The organism is Pseudomonas sp. 15A4 (assembly GCF_016925575.1).
In the GTDB taxonomy this organism is placed as follows: Bacteria; Pseudomonadota; Gammaproteobacteria; order Pseudomonadales; family Pseudomonadaceae; genus Aquipseudomonas.
Genome location: NZ_CP068986.1, coordinates 5,313,337 through 5,328,349, shown reverse-complemented (window position 1 = coordinate 5,328,349; position 15,013 = coordinate 5,313,337). Strand labels below are relative to the sequence as shown.

The 15,013-nt window shown below is 59.8% G+C and carries 12 protein-coding genes, 1 tRNA gene and 2 pseudogenes; 11 read left to right on the top strand and 4 right to left on the bottom strand.

Features of this window, described 5'->3' with window-relative positions; genetic code table 11:
- Positions 1-62: 62 nt before the first annotated feature.
- Positions 63-1,498: pseudogene (locus tag JN403_RS23560) on the bottom strand (M48 family metalloprotease).
- Between the two features lie 146 nt (positions 1,499-1,644).
- Between JN403_RS23560 and JN403_RS23555 the strand changes: the two are divergent.
- Positions 1,645-1,896, top strand: coding sequence for a sulfurtransferase TusA family protein (locus JN403_RS23555; protein WP_172611077.1), 252 nt, complete (start codon positions 1,645-1,647; stop codon positions 1,894-1,896).
- 37 nt (positions 1,897-1,933) lie between these two features.
- The gene (locus JN403_RS23550) at positions 1,934-3,004 is read left to right on the top strand and encodes an AI-2E family transporter (RefSeq protein ID WP_065986753.1); all 1,071 of its coding nucleotides are present in this window, start codon (positions 1,934-1,936) and stop codon (positions 3,002-3,004) included.
- 113 nt (positions 3,005-3,117) lie between these two features.
- Here the strand turns inward: JN403_RS23550 and JN403_RS23545 are convergent, their stop codons facing one another.
- Positions 3,118-3,591, bottom strand: a complete 474-nt coding sequence (locus tag JN403_RS23545; protein ID WP_122537437.1) for a peroxiredoxin — start codon at positions 3,589-3,591, stop codon at positions 3,118-3,120.
- 10 nt (positions 3,592-3,601) lie between these two features.
- The gene (locus JN403_RS23540; protein ID WP_037014004.1) at positions 3,602-4,165 is read right to left on the bottom strand and encodes a glycine cleavage system protein R; all 564 of its coding nucleotides are present in this window, start codon (positions 4,163-4,165) and stop codon (positions 3,602-3,604) included.
- Between the two features lie 313 nt (positions 4,166-4,478).
- Between JN403_RS23540 and dapA the strand changes: the two genes are divergently transcribed.
- The 5 genes from dapA to JN403_RS23515 all read left to right on the top strand — a co-directional run bounded on the left by dapA (position 4,479) and on the right by JN403_RS23515 (position 8,216).
- Positions 4,479-5,357, top strand: coding sequence for a 4-hydroxy-tetrahydrodipicolinate synthase (gene dapA / locus JN403_RS23535; RefSeq protein WP_122537438.1), 879 nt, complete (start codon positions 4,479-4,481; stop codon positions 5,355-5,357).
- 17 nt (positions 5,358-5,374) lie between these two features.
- On the top strand, positions 5,375-6,490 hold the full coding sequence (gene bamC, locus JN403_RS23530) for an outer membrane protein assembly factor BamC (protein WP_205484544.1): 1,116 nt from the start codon (positions 5,375-5,377) through the stop codon (positions 6,488-6,490).
- A complete protein-coding gene (locus JN403_RS23525; RefSeq protein WP_205484543.1) occupies positions 6,491-7,249 on the top strand; it encodes an MBL fold metallo-hydrolase in 759 nt (252 codons plus the stop codon).
- A 59-nt stretch (positions 7,250-7,308) separates the two neighbouring features.
- Positions 7,309-8,022 (top strand): phosphoribosylaminoimidazolesuccinocarboxamide synthase, encoded by a 714-nt coding sequence (gene purC, locus JN403_RS23520; RefSeq protein ID WP_122623059.1) that lies wholly within the window; start codon positions 7,309-7,311, stop codon positions 8,020-8,022.
- Between the two features lie 104 nt (positions 8,023-8,126).
- Positions 8,127-8,216, top strand: a tRNA-Ser gene (locus JN403_RS23515).
- Positions 8,217-8,220: 4 nt separating this feature from the next.
- Here JN403_RS23515 and JN403_RS23510 read toward each other — a convergent pair.
- Positions 8,221-8,559: a DUF6555 family protein gene (locus JN403_RS23510; RefSeq protein WP_205484542.1), complete on the bottom strand. Its 339-nt coding sequence runs from the start codon at positions 8,557-8,559 to the stop codon at positions 8,221-8,223.
- A gap of 396 nt (positions 8,560-8,955) precedes the next feature.
- Here JN403_RS23510 and JN403_RS23505 point away from each other — a divergent pair, with 396 nt between their 5' ends.
- The 4 genes and pseudogenes from JN403_RS23505 (at position 8,956) to JN403_RS23490 (ending at position 14,897) form a co-directional block, all read left to right on the top strand.
- Positions 8,956-10,644, top strand: coding sequence for an NAD-dependent malic enzyme (locus JN403_RS23505; RefSeq protein ID WP_205484541.1), 1,689 nt, complete (start codon positions 8,956-8,958; stop codon positions 10,642-10,644).
- Positions 10,645-10,774: 130 nt separating this feature from the next.
- Positions 10,775-12,399: pseudogene (locus tag JN403_RS23500) on the top strand (GMC family oxidoreductase N-terminal domain-containing protein).
- A 196-nt stretch (positions 12,400-12,595) separates the two neighbouring features.
- Positions 12,596-14,245: a phosphoethanolamine--lipid A transferase gene (locus JN403_RS23495; RefSeq protein WP_205484540.1), complete on the top strand. Its 1,650-nt coding sequence runs from the start codon at positions 12,596-12,598 to the stop codon at positions 14,243-14,245.
- Positions 14,238-14,897 carry a class I SAM-dependent methyltransferase gene (locus tag JN403_RS23490; protein ID WP_205484539.1) on the top strand — a complete coding sequence of 220 codons (660 nt, stop codon included), beginning with the start codon at positions 14,238-14,240 and terminating at the stop codon, positions 14,895-14,897. The genes JN403_RS23495 and JN403_RS23490 overlap by 8 nt, the downstream gene beginning before the upstream one ends.
- Positions 14,898-15,013 lie beyond the last annotated feature (116 nt).

Below are 15,013 nucleotides of genomic sequence, written 5' to 3'. Positions count from 1 at the left end.
CGATTTGCCGCATTTCAGCTTGCAGCTTATGGCTTGCCGCTTGTAGCTGACCGTAGCTCGCCTCAGTTCATCATGTCCTTCACCGCCCGTTCCTGGGCGATGATTTCCTGCTGCCGCGCGTCGATGCGAGAGGCCAGCTGGAAGTTGTTGTTCGCCCGGCGCTTGGCGAATTCAAGCTGCTGAATCGCCTGCTTGAAATCGCCCATCAGCGCGAAGTATTCCGCACGGGCCTGATGCAGGCCGATGGTGTTGCCAGACAGGCCTCGGGTGTCAGCCACCTGATTCCAGATGTCCGGATCGTCCGGGCGGCTCTTCAGCAAAATTTCCAGAGACTTCAACGCCTCGGGCGCCTTGGACTGCTTGAGCAAAACATCGACTTTCGCCTGATTGAGCGGGTAGCTGTCGGGGTACAGGTTCAGCATTCGGTCCACCCGCTGTTGAGCGTCGGGCAGGCGATTGTTGGAGATGTCCAGATTCACGGCAGCGAGGTTGTAGGCAATGTTGTCCGGCGCCTTGTCGAGCAAAGGCTTCAGCGTCTCGCGCCCTTCATTCAGTTGCCCTGCTTTGGTCTGGGCCAGCGCGAGGCCGTAGCGAGCCGCGTCGTTTTTCGGGTTCTCGGCCAGTTGCGCGCGGAAACGCTTGGCGGCCATGCCGGGGTTTCTTCGTAAATCAGCACGGTGCGCGCGCGCATCAGCTGATACGTAGGGCTGTCTTCCTTGCCGCCGGGTTTGGCTTGCTCGGCGCGGTTGCGGGTATCGGCGATACGGGACTCGGTCACCGGGTGGCTCATCAGGAATTCCGGCGGCTTGGCGTCGTAGCGATATTGGCGCGCCAAACGCTCGAACATGGTCGGCATATTGCGCGGGTCGTAGCCGGCTTTCTCCAGATTGAGGATGCCGATGCGGTCCGCTTCCGCTTCGTTTTGCCGGGAGAAGCGCGCCTGCTCCTGGATTGCAGCGGCCTGGGTGCCGGCAATGGCGGCGATCCCCGCATCGCCTGCACCCGCTGCGGCCATGACAATACCGGCGAGCATCGCCGCCATCACCGGCACTTGCATGCGCTGTTGCGCCTGCACGCCCCTGGCGAAGTGCCGTTGCGACAAGTGAGCCAGTTCGTGGGCGAGGACCGCGGCGTATTCGCCTTCAGTCTCCGCGTGGAGGAACAGCCCGCCGTTGACCCCGATGATCCCGCCGGGCGCTGCGAAGGCGTTGATCTCTGGCGTGTTGATCAGGATGAATTCGAGCCGGCGGTCCTGCACCTGGCTGGTTTCGGCGAGCCGATAAACTGAAGACTCGACGTAGTCCTTGAGCAGTGGGTCGGACAGTTGCGCCACTTCAGAACGCAACAGCCCGAGCCAGGCGCGCCCCAGGTCGTGTTCTTGCTGGGGAGAAACGATGGATGAACTCGCGTCGCCGAGGGAGGGCAGGTCATCTTCTGCGAAGCTCGGCGCTGCCAGCAGGCAGGCGAGGGTCAGCAGCGTGGGGCGCAAAAAATTCATGCACGAGACTCTGGGGCAGAAAGGCGCCACTGTAGCTGGCTCAATGGCTTGCTGACCAGAGTGGGGTATTCTGGAAAACTTGTAAGAATGTTCTTCCGCCCGTTGGCTTTTATGCGAGGGCGGATGTGTCTATCCGGAGAGAAACGATGTCTGACGCTGTAGGACACCCCGCTACCTGCGATGCAGAGCTCGACGCCAGCGGTCTCAACTGCCCGCTTCCCTTGCTCAAGGCCAAGATGGAACTCAACCGTCTGGCCAGCGGCGCGGTCCTCAAAGTGACGGCCACCGATGCCGGTTCGCAGCGCGACTTCCGTACATTCGCAAAACTGGCCGGGCATGTGCTGCTGCATGAAGAAGACGCTGACGGCATTTATCGGTATTGGCTGCGCAAGGCCTGAGCCTTTCTGACCCCTCGCAACCCCTTTAGGATTCTTGATGTTCAAAGTGCTTCGCGACTGGATACAGCGCTACTTTTCCGATGAGGAAGCGGTGGTGCTGGCAGTGCTGTTGGTTCTCGGATTTACCGTAGTGCTCACCCTCGGCGGCATGCTCGCTCCGGTGTTGGCCGGGTTGGTGCTGGCTTTTCTGATGCAGGGGCTGGTCAATCTGCTCGAGCGTTTGCGCGTGCCGGAAGGTGGCGCAGTGGGGCTGGTCTTCGCGTTATTCATGGGGGCGCTGGCGCTGTTTCTGCTGGTGCTCGTGCCTTTGCTGTGGCGCCAGCTCATTACCTTGTTCAACGAATTGCCCGGGATGCTCGCCAAGTGGCAGTCGTTGCTGTTGCTGCTGCCGGAGCGCTACCCGCATCTGGTGTCGGACGAGCAGGTCTTGCAGGCGATAGAAGTGGCTCGCGGCGAGGTCGGAAAGTTCGGGCAATGGGCACTGACGTTTTCCCTGTCCAGCTTGCCGCTGTTGGTCAACATGATGATCTACCTGGTGCTGGTGCCGATCCTGGTGTTCTTCTTCCTCAAGGACCGTCGGATGATCAGCCGCTGGGCGAGGGGCTATCTGCCCCGCGAACGCACGCTGATTACCCATGTGGCCGAGGAAATGAACCGGCAGATCGCCAACTACATTCGCGGCAAGGTCATCGAGATCTTCATCTGTGGCGGGGTGACCTACATCGCCTTCGTGACCATGGGCCTGAATTATTCGGCGTTGCTGGCGATGCTGGTCGGGATCTCAGTGGTAGTGCCCTATGTGGGCGCTGTGGTGGTGACGGTGCCGGTGGCGTTCATCGCGCTGTTCCAGTGGGGCTGGAGCGATCAGTTCATCTATCTGATGGCGGTCTACGGCATCATCCAGACCCTGGACGGCAATGTGCTGGTGCCGCTGCTGTTCTCCCAGACCGTGAGCCTGCACCCGGTGGCGATCATCTGCGCCGTCCTGTTGTTCGGCGGTCTGTGGGGATTCTGGGGGATTTTCTTTGCGATCCCACTGGCGACTCTGTTCAAGGCTGTGCTCGATGCGTGGCCACGGAACGAACCGACGGTGGCGCCGTTGTTATAGGCGTTGCCTTGCTTGTGTCGAAGTGAGCTTGCTCGCCATCGGCGTCGTCCTGGTCAATATACGATGACTAAACGAACCCGATCGCGAGCAAGCTCACGCCTGCATCATGGCGGTCAAGCCTTGTTCAGCGCCTGAGCCGCTTCCAATACTGTCGCCACATGCCCCGGCACTTTTACGCCGCGCCACTCTTTACGCAGTACGCCGTCCTTGTCGATGAGGAAAGTGCTGCGGTCGACGCCCAGGTATTCCTTGCCGTACAGCTTTTTCAGCTTGATCACATCGAACAGCTGGCACAGCGATTCATCCTTGTCCGAAATCAGCTCGAACGGGAATTCCTGCTTGGCCTTGAAGTTCTCGTGGGATTTCAGGCTGTCCCGCGACACACCGAACACCACCGTGTTGGCGGCCTTGAAGTCAGCGTGATGATCGCGGAAGCCCTGGCCTTGGGTGGTGCAGCCAGGGGTGCTGTCCTTCGGGTAGAAATAAAGCACGACTTGCTGACCTTTCAGCGCCGACAGGCTGACCGCCTGTTCGCTCGTGGCCTGCACTTGAAAGTCGGCAACGGGTTGGTCGAGTTCTACAGCCATTCGGGGCTCCTTACATCGGTGCTTGAGGGCGCCATGGTTCGATCAGCGCATCAAGGTTTAGGGCGTCGGCGAAGTCCAGGAACTGGTCACGCAGCCAACTGATCTGGGTGCCGGCCGGCAATGTCACGGTGAACGTCGCGTTGAGCATGGTGCCGCCGGTCTGCGGTGCCTGATAGGTGTCGCAGATCAGGTTTTCCAGCTCGACGTTGTGATCGATGAAGAACTGGCACAGCTCGTTGATGATATCCGGGCGATACGCCGAACTGACGTAGGCCACGTAGGGCAGGGCTTCCGGACGGTTTTCCAGGGAGGCACTGCGCACCACATTGACGGTGAAGGCGTGTTTCTTGGCCAGATTGGGCAGACCCGTTTCCAGACGCGCCAGCGCGTCCCAGCTGCCGGAGATCTGCAGGATCAGGGCGCTGCACTCACCGTGGCGAGTGAGGCGTGAGCTGACGACCGAGCAACGGCTTTCGTTACTGGCGCGGCACAGGACGTTGGTCAGCTCCATTGGGTTGGCGCCAAGGGCACTGATGACAAGGAATTGTTCGCGAACTGTGGGGATGGATGACATGCAGCATTCCTAAACGATGAGCGGTCGGTACGCAGCAGGCCTGTGCCGGCGGGTTCGACGGACGAAGGCATCGTGACGTCGCCCCGACCCACAGCCGTCAATCGCGTCCATGAGCCTGTCATGGCGCGCGATAACGACGCAGGGCGGGGTAAGTGACGACAAAATCGAGCAGTCGAGCGAGCCGGGCAGATGACCCGTACCGATCAAAGACCGAAGGGTAGCGAAAACCGGCGCCGAGGGGAATGCTCGCCTTGTGCAAGGATCATGGCGCCAGTACCATTACCGCTCTCTTTTTCCGGCAGGAGCGGTTTGCATGATTGCGGGCAGTATGGTGGCACTGGTCACACCCATGGATGCACAAGGTCGTCTCGATTGGGACAGCCTGAGCAAACTGGTGGACTTTCACCTGCAAGAGGGCACCAACGCCATAGTTGCCGTCGGCACTACAGGTGAATCCGCGACGCTCGACGTCAACGAGCACATCGAAGTCATCCGCCGCGTGGTACAGCAGGTCGCTGGCCGCATTCCGGTCATCGCCGGCACGGGCGCCAACTCCACCCGCGAGGCGGTCGAACTGACCACCAATGCGAAGAACGCCGGTGCCGATGCCTGCCTGCTGGTCACCCCGTACTACAACAAGCCGACCCAGGAAGGCTTGTACCAGCACTTCAAGCACATCGCCGAAGCCGTCGACATCCCGCAGATTCTGTATAACGTGCCGGGCCGTACCGCCTGCGACATGTCGGCCGAGACCGTCATTCGCCTGTCGAAAGTCAAAAACATTATCGCCATCAAGGAAGCCACCGGAGACCTGCAGCGCGCCAAGGATATTCTTGCCGGCGTGAGCAGCGACTTCCTGGTCTATTCCGGCGACGATGCCACTGCGGTCGAGCTGATGTTGCTCGGTGGCAAAGGCAATATTTCGGTCACTGCCAACGTTGCCCCGCGCGCCATGGCGGACCTGTGCAAGGCCGCGATGGCCGGTGACGCCGACACCGCCCGCGCCATCCACGAAAAACTGATGCCGCTGAACAAGACCCTGTTCATCGAATCGAACCCTATTCCCGTGAAATGGGCCCTGCATGAGATGGGTTTGATGCCAGACGGTATTCGTCTGCCGCTCACCTGGCTCAGCGAGTCCTGCCACGAGCCGCTGCGTCAGGCCCTGCGCCAGTCCGGTGTATTGGTCTAATGAGGAAGCATTACGCAATGAAGCGACTGGCCGGACTTTCCGCACTAGCCTTGATTATCTCCAGCACCAGCGGTTGCAGCTGGCTTTTTGGCCAGGACGGTTATTTCCGCGATCGCAGCAGCGATTACCTGGAAGCGACCCAGAAGCCGCCGATGCAATTGCCCGAGGGCGTTCAGGAAGTCAAACGCCTGGACCCGTTGCTGCCGATCCCGCGCAACGTTGCCGACGACACCCAGAAGGGTGAGTTCAATGTGCCGCGTCCGCAGCCGCTGACCACTGCTCAGGACTCCGGCGACTACACCCTGCAGAAGAGCGGCGACAACCGCTGGATTCTCGCCCAGCGCGCACCGGCTGAAGTCTGGCCTGTGGCGCATCAGTACTTCGAAGACAACGGCTTCCGCATCGCCGAAGATCGTCCGCAAACCGGTGAATTCAACACCACCTGGCAGCGCATGGACGAGTTGTCCGCATCGGTTGCCAAGCGCATGGGTTCGAGTGGCGATGCCGCCAACACCGAAACCCGTGTCCGCGTTCGCATCGAGCCGGGCGTGCAGCGCAACACCAGTGAAATATACGTCGTCAGCGTGCAACGCCCGGCGGGAAGCAACGATGATCCTGCGTTCCCGTCGCGCAGCACTAATGTCGGCCTCGACTCTGTGCTGACTGACGACATGCTCGCAAGCCTTACCCGCACTGCCGAGAAGGGCGGTTCGGTCTCCCTGCTGGCGGCGCGCGATTTCGACACCCCGAGCCGCGTTTCCCTTAGCGAAGACGGCAGCGGCAACCCGGTGCTGAACCTGGGCGCGGACCTGGATCGCGCCTGGTCGAGCGTCGGTCGTGCGCTTAACCAGGGCGACTGGCGCGTTGAAGACATCAACCGCAGCCTGGGCCTGTACTACATCAACGTGGCGGAAAAGCCCGACAATCCTGAAAACAAGCCTGGCTTCCTCAGCCGCGTGTTCGGCAGTGAAGAGTCCAAGGAAGAGAAAGAAGCCCGCGCCGAGCGTTATCAGGTTCGCCTGAGCAAGGTCGGCGAGAACGTTCAGGTCACGGTCGAGAAGAACATCAACACCGTGGCGCCGACGGAAGTCGCTCGTCGTGTGTTAAGCGTCATTCAGGACAACCTGGGTTAAGTGCGCTTCGCGGTTCTTGGCAGCGGCAGTCGCGGCAATGCCACGCTGGTCGCGAGCAACGACACGTACGTGCTGGTCGATTGCGGTTTCTCCCTGCGAGAGACCGAACGGCGGCTCGACAGGCTGGGCGTCAGCGGTAAACAACTGAGCGCCATTCTGGTAACCCACGAACATGCCGATCATGTGCATGGCGTGGGTTTGCTGTCTCGGCGCTACGATGTGCCGGTGTACCTCAGCGACGGCACGCTGCGCGGCATGCGCAAACCGGTCGAAGCGGGTCTTCGGCTGGTGGGCGGGCAGGGTCTGCGCATTGGCGGTCTGGGCATCGACGTGGTGTCAGTGGCTCACGATGCGCTGGAGCCCACGCAGTTCGTGTTCAACGACGGGCGCCGGCGCTTCGGCCTGTTGACCGACCTTGGTTCGTATTGCCCGATGGTGCTCGACAGCTACCGCGGGCTCGACGCGCTCATGGTCGAGTCCAATCACTGCCGCGATCTGCTTGCGCGGGGCCAGTACCCGTACTTTCTCAAGCAGCGGGTGGGCGGCGATCACGGTCATTTGAACAATCATCAGGCTGCCAGTCTGGTGAACGAGTTGGGATGGCAGGATCTGCAGCACCTGGTGCTGGCCCATCTGAGCAGCAAGAACAACCTGCCGCATCTGGCCCGGCAATGTTTCGTCGACACCCTTGGGTGCGACGAGGACTGGCTACAATTGGCCGATCAGGATTCAGGGCTCGACTGGCGCGAAATCGCCTAGCGTCCCAAACGGGCGACTTGCCCCCACTATTCAGCCAGATTCAGCAAGCGGAGCCCATCATGGAAAAACGTGAAGAACTCTACCGCGGCAAAGCCAAGTCGGTTTACAAGACCGACGACGCTGACCGCTTGATCCTTGTGTTCCGCAACGACACTTCGGCGTTCGACGGCAAGCGCATCGAACAGCTCGACCGCAAAGGTATGGTGAACAACAAGTTCAACGCCTTCATCATGCAGAAGCTGGAAGCCGCAGGCGTTCCGACCCAGTTCGACAAACTGCTGGGCGACAACGAAGTGCTGGTCAAGAAGCTCGACATGATCCCGGTCGAATGCGTCGTGCGTAACTACGCCGCGGGCAGCCTGGTCAAGCGCCTGGGCGTGGAAGAGGGCATGAAGCTCAACCCTTACACGTTCGAGCTGTTCCTGAAGGACGACGCCAAGGGCGACCCGTTCATCAACGACTCCCACGTTGTCGCGTTCGGTTGGGGCACCGCCGAGCAACTGGTTCGCATGAAAGAACTGTCGCTGAAGGTCAATGAAGTCCTGACCAAGCTGTTCGACGACGCCGGCCTGCTGCTGGTCGACTTCAAGCTGGAATTTGGCGTGTTCAGCGACGGCTCGATCGTCCTGGGTGACGAGTTCAGCCCGGACGGCTGCCGCCTGTGGGACAAAGAGACCCGCAAGAAAATGGACAAGGACCGCTTCCGTCAGGGCCTCGGCGATGTCATCGAAGCCTATGAAGAAGTCGCCCAGCGTCTCGGCGTACCGCTCTGATCCAACGACTCCGGCGGAAAACGCTGCAAGCATCTGAAAGAACGCGAAAAAATCCTTAAAAAGGGTTCGCGTTCCTCGAACGAACTGTTATGATGCGCGCCGTTGGAGAGATGCCGGAGTGGCCGAACGGGACGGATTCGAAATCCGTTGTACTGGCGACAGTACCTAGGGTTCAAATCCCTATCTCTCCGCCATTATTTAAAAAGCCCCAGAAGTTATGCTTCTGGGGCTTTTTCGTTTCTGGCGTCTGCGTGCACTGCCTATCTTTCGATGAATCCGCACAACGCGGATCGGTCGCGCTCCGAGATCACGCCCACTCCCCCAGCGCACGTCCGTCAAACCATATCGCCGCCCATGGGCGATCAGCGCCGTTAGCTCTTCCCGGGTCTTTGACAGATTGTGCAGTACGCCGATGCCCGCATGCAGGCAGGCGTAGTACCAGGCATCAACTTCGTTCAGCGCCGAATCGGGTTGGAGAAAGACACGTTGCTCGCCCAGAAAGCGGTAGTGGATACGAAAGATGCGCTGGCCTGACATTAATATCTCCGGATTGATATCAATGTGACTGCAATGGCGTATCGCCAGTTCAATGTGTAAGGCATTTCGTCCCTTGATCCAGGGTGACCACGATCGAAAGCCCTTTTCTTGAAACGGTCAAATCGTCATGCCGGCGTTTTCACTGTGACCCAGCGCGCGGTTTTTGTTCCTAATCCAAGGGTGTTTCCTCACCCTGTGGACGCTTGGGCGCCACCATTTCGCAATCGACGGGCGACAAAATGTCGCAATCGTTTTCAGGCGAGTAAGATAGGCACCCTGTTTTTACCCCCTATTTTTTCGGACGGATCCCGCGTTGAGCGTCGTATACATCGACCTCCGGGGCATCGTGTCGACGACGTATTGATAGAGCAAACAGAGAAAAGGCGATCACTGCAAATGACCAAGACCTCGCGACCTTTATATATTTCCTATGCCGGCCCTTCGTTGCTGGAGATGCCGCTGCTCAACAAGGGCAGTGCGTTCACACCGCAAGAGCGCATCGATTTCAACCTGGTCGGCCTGCTGCCGCAGAACGTCGAAACGATCGAAGAGCAGGTCACCCGCGTTTATAACCAGTACCAGCAATGCGCGAGCGATCTGGATAAACACATTTATCTGCGCTCGATCCAGGACAACAACGAAACCCTCTTCTTCCGCCTGCTGGATTCGCACCTCGACGAGATGCTGCCGATCATCTACACACCGACCGTGGGTCAGGCGTGCCAGGAATTCTCGAAGATCTACCGTACCCACCGCGGGCTGTTCATCTCCTACCCCGAGCGCGATCGCATCGACGATATCCTGCGCAGCGCAACGAAAGATCGCATCAAAATCATCGTGGTAACGGACAGCGAGCGCATCCTCGGCCTGGGCGATCAGGGCATCGGCGGCATGGGCATTCCGATTGGCAAGCTGTCGCTGTACACCGCGTGCGGCGGCATCAGCCCGGCCTACACCTTGCCGATCGTGCTCGATGTGGGCACCAACAACAAAGAGCTGCTGGACGACCCGATGTACATGGGCTGGCGCCACGAGCGCGTCACCGGCAAGGAATACGACGACTTCATCGCGCTGTTCATCGAGGCTGTTCAGCGCCGCTGGCCGGACGTGCTGCTGCAGTTCGAAGACTTCGCCCAGACCAACGCCATGCCGTTGCTGGAGAAGTATCGCGATGAGTTGTGCTGCTTCAACGACGACATTCAGGGTACGGCTTCGGTTGCCGTGGGCACCTTGCTGGCGGCTTGCAAGGCCAAGCACGAAACCCTGGGCCAGCAGCGGGTAGTGTTCCTGGGCGCGGGTTCGGCAGGTTGCGGGATTGCCGAGCACATCATTGCGGCCATGGTCATCGAGGGCTTGAGCGAAGCCGAAGCGCGCAAACGCGTGATGATGGTCGACCGCTTCGGGCTGCTGACTGACAGCATGGACAACCTGCTGGACTTCCAGAAGAACCTCGCGCAGAAGTCTGTCGACGTGTCGGTCTGGTCGAGCGGTGAGGGTTCGCCCGAGTTGCTGGACGTGGTCGCCAACGGCAAGCCGACGGTGCTGATCGGCGTGTCCGGCCAGCGCGGGCTGTTCACCGAGCAGGTTATCCGCGAGATGCACAAGCACTGCGCCAAGCCGCTGGTCATGCCGCTGTCCAACCCGACCTCGAAGGTCGAAGTTACGCCGCAGGAAGTGCTGACCTGGACCAACGGCGACGCGCTGGTCGCGACCGGCAGTCCGTTTGCCCCGGTCACCGTAGGCGATCGCACGTTCCACATCGCCCAGTGCAACAACTCCTACATCTTCCCCGGCATCGGTCTGGGTGTTGTGGCGTCGAAAGCCACGCGCATCACCGACAAAATGCTGATGGCGGCTTCCAATGCGCTGGCGGAATGCTCGCCGATGGTGACGGGCAAAGGTGACGCTGTCCTGCCGCCGTTGAAAGAGATTCAGCAGGTGAGCAAGAAGATTGCCCTGGCCGTGGCCAAGCAGGCTCAGGCTGAAGGCATGGCCCTGGAGACCACCGAAGAAATGCTCGTCGAAGCCATCGAGCATAACTTCTGGATGCCGAACTACCGCAGCTACCGCCGCAGCGCGGTGTAATCGCATCCGTTACTGACAGCAAACGCTTCAACCCGGACCGCCCCATGGAAACATGCGGCGGTCTTTTGTTTTGTGGCGAATAACTTCAGGATGGGCTCTGCATAAAAACAAAAATATCAGCGAGGGACGCATGCAAACGGACGTCGGTCTCCATGACTACATCATCGTCGGCGCAGGCCCGGCGGGCTGCCTGCTGGCCAATCGGCTGTCGGAGAATCCTGCCCATCGAGTCCTGCTGCTCGAAGCGGGCGGCCAGGACAATTACGCCTGGATTCATGTGCCGGTGGGCTACCTCTACTGCATCGGCAATCCGCGCACCGACTGGTGCTTCAAGACCGAAGCGGAGCCCGGCCTCGGCGGGCGGGCTCTCAATTACCCTCGCGGCAAAGTGCTGGGCGGGTGCTCATCCATCAACGGCATGATTTACATGCGCGGCCAGTCGCGGGACTACGACGGCTGGGCGGAGCAGGGCAACAACGGGTGGGGCTGGAAGGACGTATTGCCGATCTTCAAGCGCTCGGAAAACCACTACGCCGGCGACTCGGACCTTCACAGCGCGAAAGGTGAGTGGCGCGTCGAGCAGCAGCGCCTCTCATGGACGTTGCTGGATGCGTTCCGTGAGGCGGCGGCGCAAACCGGCATCCCGTCGATCCCCGACTTCAATGGCGGCGACAACGAAGGGTGCAGTTATTTTCAGGTCAATCAGCGGCGCGGTGTGCGCTGGAACGCGTCCAAGGCATTTCTCAGACCGGCGTTAAAACGCCCCAATCTGACGGTGATCACCGGTGCAGAAGTGTCGCGCGTGTTTTTGAAAACAACCGGGCCAGCGGAGTGATTGTTCGCGTCAACGGGCAGGAACAGACGCTTCGCGCCCGGCGGGAGATCATCCTCTGCTGCGGCGCCATCGGGTCGCCCATGGTGTTGCAGCGCTCAGGCATCGGGCCGCGTCCACTGCTGGAAAAGCTCGGCATCGGCGTTCGGCATGCGCTGCCCGGCGTTGGTGCGAATCTGCAGGATCACCTGCAGTTGCGGCTGATCTACAAGGTCAGCAACGGCCAGACGCTGAACCAGATGGCCGGCAGCCTGTGGGGCAAGATGAACATGGGTCTGCGCTATGCCTTCAATCGCAGCGGTCCGTTGGCGATGGCGCCGAGTCAGTTGGGCGCGTTTGCACGCTCGGGGCCGGAGCAGGCAAGCGCCAATCTTGAATACCACGTGCAGCCCTTGTCCCTTGAGCGCTTCGGCGAGCCGCTTCACGGCTTCCCCGCATTCACTGCGTCCGTGTGCGATCTGCGCCCGCAGAGCCGTGGCACGGTGGAAATCCGTTCGGCGCTGGCCGATGCCGCGCCCATCATTCGCCCGAACTACCTGAGTCACGAGGCAGACCTCAAAGTGGCCGCAGATGCGATTCGCCTGACCCGTCGCATCGCCGCGGCACCTGCCCTCGCTCCCTTCGAACCGGTCGAGTACCTGCCCGGCGCGAGCCTGCAAACCGAGGAAGAATTGCGCGAGGCGGCCAGCGTTGTCGGCACGACGATCTTTCACCCGGTCGGCACCTGCAAGATGGGGCAGGGCCGCGACGCCGTGGTAGACGAACGCCTGCGCGTGCACGGCATCACCGGCCTGCGCGTGGTGGATGCGTCGATCATGCCGAACATCACCTCCGGCAACACCTGCTCGCCGACCGTAATGATCGCCGAGAAGGCGGCGCAGATGATTATTGAGGATGCAGCGGCGCAGGCCCGCTCGGCGTAAAGCTTGATCGGCTACTGAAGACCTGGCTGATTTCCTGCGGCTTGCACCGCAGGATCCTATCTAATAAGCAACAAACCCACCCCACCATTCGTTCTCATCCTTTTCACAAAAAATTGATGGCCAGATGCCTAAAGTTCGCGGCATCGGCGGGGGTCCTTCCGCGTTTATATTCTCATTTCCAACCAAGCAGACTTTTATGCTCAACGTCAAAGCAGTTCGTCCCGAGCTTGTGACATTGCTTGCCAGTGCCTTTTTGTTGGTCGGGTTTAACCTGACCCTCTGGCAGCATCTATTTGCAATCACCGACTCGGACGGCAAGGGTGTGTTATTGCGTTGTGCGTTTGCGCTGATGGTGTTCTGCGCGTTCAATATCTTTTTCACGCTGTTAGCGTTCAAGCGTGTATTGAAATCTGTACTGATCTGTCTCTTTTTTATCAGCGCCGGTGTGGCTTATTTCATGAGCCAATACGGCGTGATGATTGACGCGGGCATGTTCAGAAACTTCGCTGAAACCAATGTCACCGAAGTGCGCGATCTTCTTTCATTGAAGTTGCTCGGTTATTTGTTTTTTCTGGGTGTTGTGCCTTCATTTATTCTTTTCAACACACCGATTGCTTATCGCCGCTGGCCCCGTGAGTTGCTCAGCAAAGCGCTGGTGTCTGTTGTGTGCGCGGTCGCCATTGGCGGTGTGGCGCTGTTGAATTATCAGGGGCTGTCGTCGCTGTTTCGCAATCATCACGAGTTGCGCCTGATGGTGGTGCCGAGCAACTACCTTGCGGCGTCATTGGGTTACTTGAGCGAGCAGGTCAAGTCGGCGCAGCGGCCGTTCGTGAGTATCGGTCAAGACGCCAAGCTTGCCAGCGATTGGCAGCAGCACAAGCGCAAGTCACTGACCGTGCTGGTCGTGGGCGAAAGTGCGCGGGCCGAGAACTTCGGCATTCTGGGTTACAACCGCGATACCACGCCGCAGTTGAGCAAGGAGCAGGGCCTGCTCACGTTTACGGATGTGCATTCCTGCGGCACGGAGACGGCGGTGTCGGTGCCGTGCATGTTCTCCAACATGGGCCGCAAGGATTACAACGCAACCACCGCCCGCAATGAAGAAGGCATGCTTGATGTGTTGAAACGCGCCGGGCTGGATGTGATCTGGCGCGACAACCAGTCGGGTTGCAAAGGCACTTGCGACCGGGTGACGTTGCAGGATGTCAGCAATCTCAAGGACCCGGCGCTGTGCGCCAACAACGAGTGCCGCGATGAAATCCTGTTGCAGGGCCTGCAGCACTTCATCGACACACTGGACAAAGACACCGTGCTGGTCCTTCACCAGATGGGCAGTCATGGGCCTGAGTACTTCAAGCGTTATCCAAAAGAGTTCGAGAAGTTCACGCCGGTGTGCGAAAGCAATGCACTGAATAATTGCTCCCGGGAAAGTATCGTTAACGGTTACGACAACACATTGCTGTACACCGACCATGTACTCGCGACGTTGATCGACATCCTGCGCAACAATCAGGGCAACGTAGACACGGCCATGGTTTATCTTTCCGACCACGGCGAGTCGTTGGGTGAGTACAACCTGTTCTTGCACGGCACGCCTTATATGCTGGCGCCCGATCAACAGAAACATGTCCCGATGGTTGCCTGGTTCTCCGAGAACTATCAGCAGTCATTTGCCGTGGATACCCATTGCCTGCAAAAAGAGCGAAACGCGCCGCTGAGTCAGGACAACTTGTTCCACTCAATGCTGGGTCTGCTGCAGGTGCGGACAAGCGTCTACAACCCCGCGCTGGACATGTTCGCGGGCTGTCGGGGGATTTATACGGACGGGGTATTGGCCAATGAGTGAGTCCCTCGATAAAAACCTTCACGCCGGTGAGTTCGGGCGCCCACACGGACACACCCTCAGCCGACGTCTCAGTCTCTGGCGCGATGCGCAAATAGCGCGCAGAGCGTTGCGAGACGCGGGGGAGCCCGGGCTGGTGCTGGATTTGCCGTCGGGCTCGGGGCGTTTCTGGCCAGTGCTGGCCGAACACACCAATCGAGTGATCCTCGCGGCCGACCCTTCCACCGACATGCTGGCGCGTGCCGAGGCGCAGTCGTCGAGCGAAGTGCGCAAGCGCATCCGCACGTTCCAGAGCTCGGCGTTTTCCATCGGCCTGTCCGCCAATGCAGTGGACTGCATCTTTTGCATGCGGTTGTTCCATCACCTGGCCGACCGTGAAAAACGCGGCGCGATTCTCGACGAGTTTCATCGAGTCACCCGCGACACAGCCATCGTCGCGCTGTGGGTCGACGGCAACGTGAAATCGTGGCGTCGCAAACGTCAGCAAGGTCGACTGGACGTTGAAGCATCCGCTCCACGCAATCGGTATGTGGTGTGCCGCAGCGACATCGAATCCGAGTTCGCGCAGGCGGGTTTCAGGATCATCGATCACCACGACTTTCTCCCCGGCTACGCCATGTGGCGTGTGTACGTGCTGCGCAAGGCGGGCCAGTGATCAGTGATCGGATGGACGGTCGTCGCCGCGGCGGCTATTTGCGCGCTCCAAAGATGAAGTTGTTCGAGACTTGCAGGACGGATGCCCGGTAACCGCTTGTAGCGATATATACTGCG

Bases quoted from the DNA above. Each gene is read 5' to 3' on its own strand.
- JN403_RS23555 (WP_172611077.1), top strand. From the start codon at position 1,645: ATGTCTGACGCTGTAGGACACCCCGCTACCTGCGATGCAGAGCTCGAC.
- JN403_RS23550 (WP_065986753.1), top strand. From the start codon at position 1,934: ATGTTCAAAGTGCTTCGCGACTGGATACAGCGCTACTTTTCCGATGAG.
- JN403_RS23545 (WP_122537437.1), bottom strand. From the start codon at position 3,591: ATGGCTGTAGAACTCGACCAACCCGTTGCCGACTTTCAAGTGCAGGCC.
- JN403_RS23540 (WP_037014004.1), bottom strand. From the start codon at position 4,165: ATGTCATCCATCCCCACAGTTCGCGAACAATTCCTTGTCATCAGTGCC.
- dapA (WP_122537438.1), top strand. From the start codon at position 4,479: ATGATTGCGGGCAGTATGGTGGCACTGGTCACACCCATGGATGCACAA.
- bamC (WP_205484544.1), top strand. From the start codon at position 5,375: ATGAAGCGACTGGCCGGACTTTCCGCACTAGCCTTGATTATCTCCAGC.
- purC (WP_122623059.1), top strand. From the start codon at position 7,309: ATGGAAAAACGTGAAGAACTCTACCGCGGCAAAGCCAAGTCGGTTTAC.
- JN403_RS23510 (WP_205484542.1), bottom strand. From the start codon at position 8,559: ATGTCAGGCCAGCGCATCTTTCGTATCCACTACCGCTTTCTGGGCGAG.
- JN403_RS23505 (WP_205484541.1), top strand. From the start codon at position 8,956: ATGACCAAGACCTCGCGACCTTTATATATTTCCTATGCCGGCCCTTCG.
- JN403_RS23495 (WP_205484540.1), top strand. From the start codon at position 12,596: ATGCTCAACGTCAAAGCAGTTCGTCCCGAGCTTGTGACATTGCTTGCC.
- JN403_RS23490 (WP_205484539.1), top strand. From the start codon at position 14,238: ATGAGTGAGTCCCTCGATAAAAACCTTCACGCCGGTGAGTTCGGGCGC.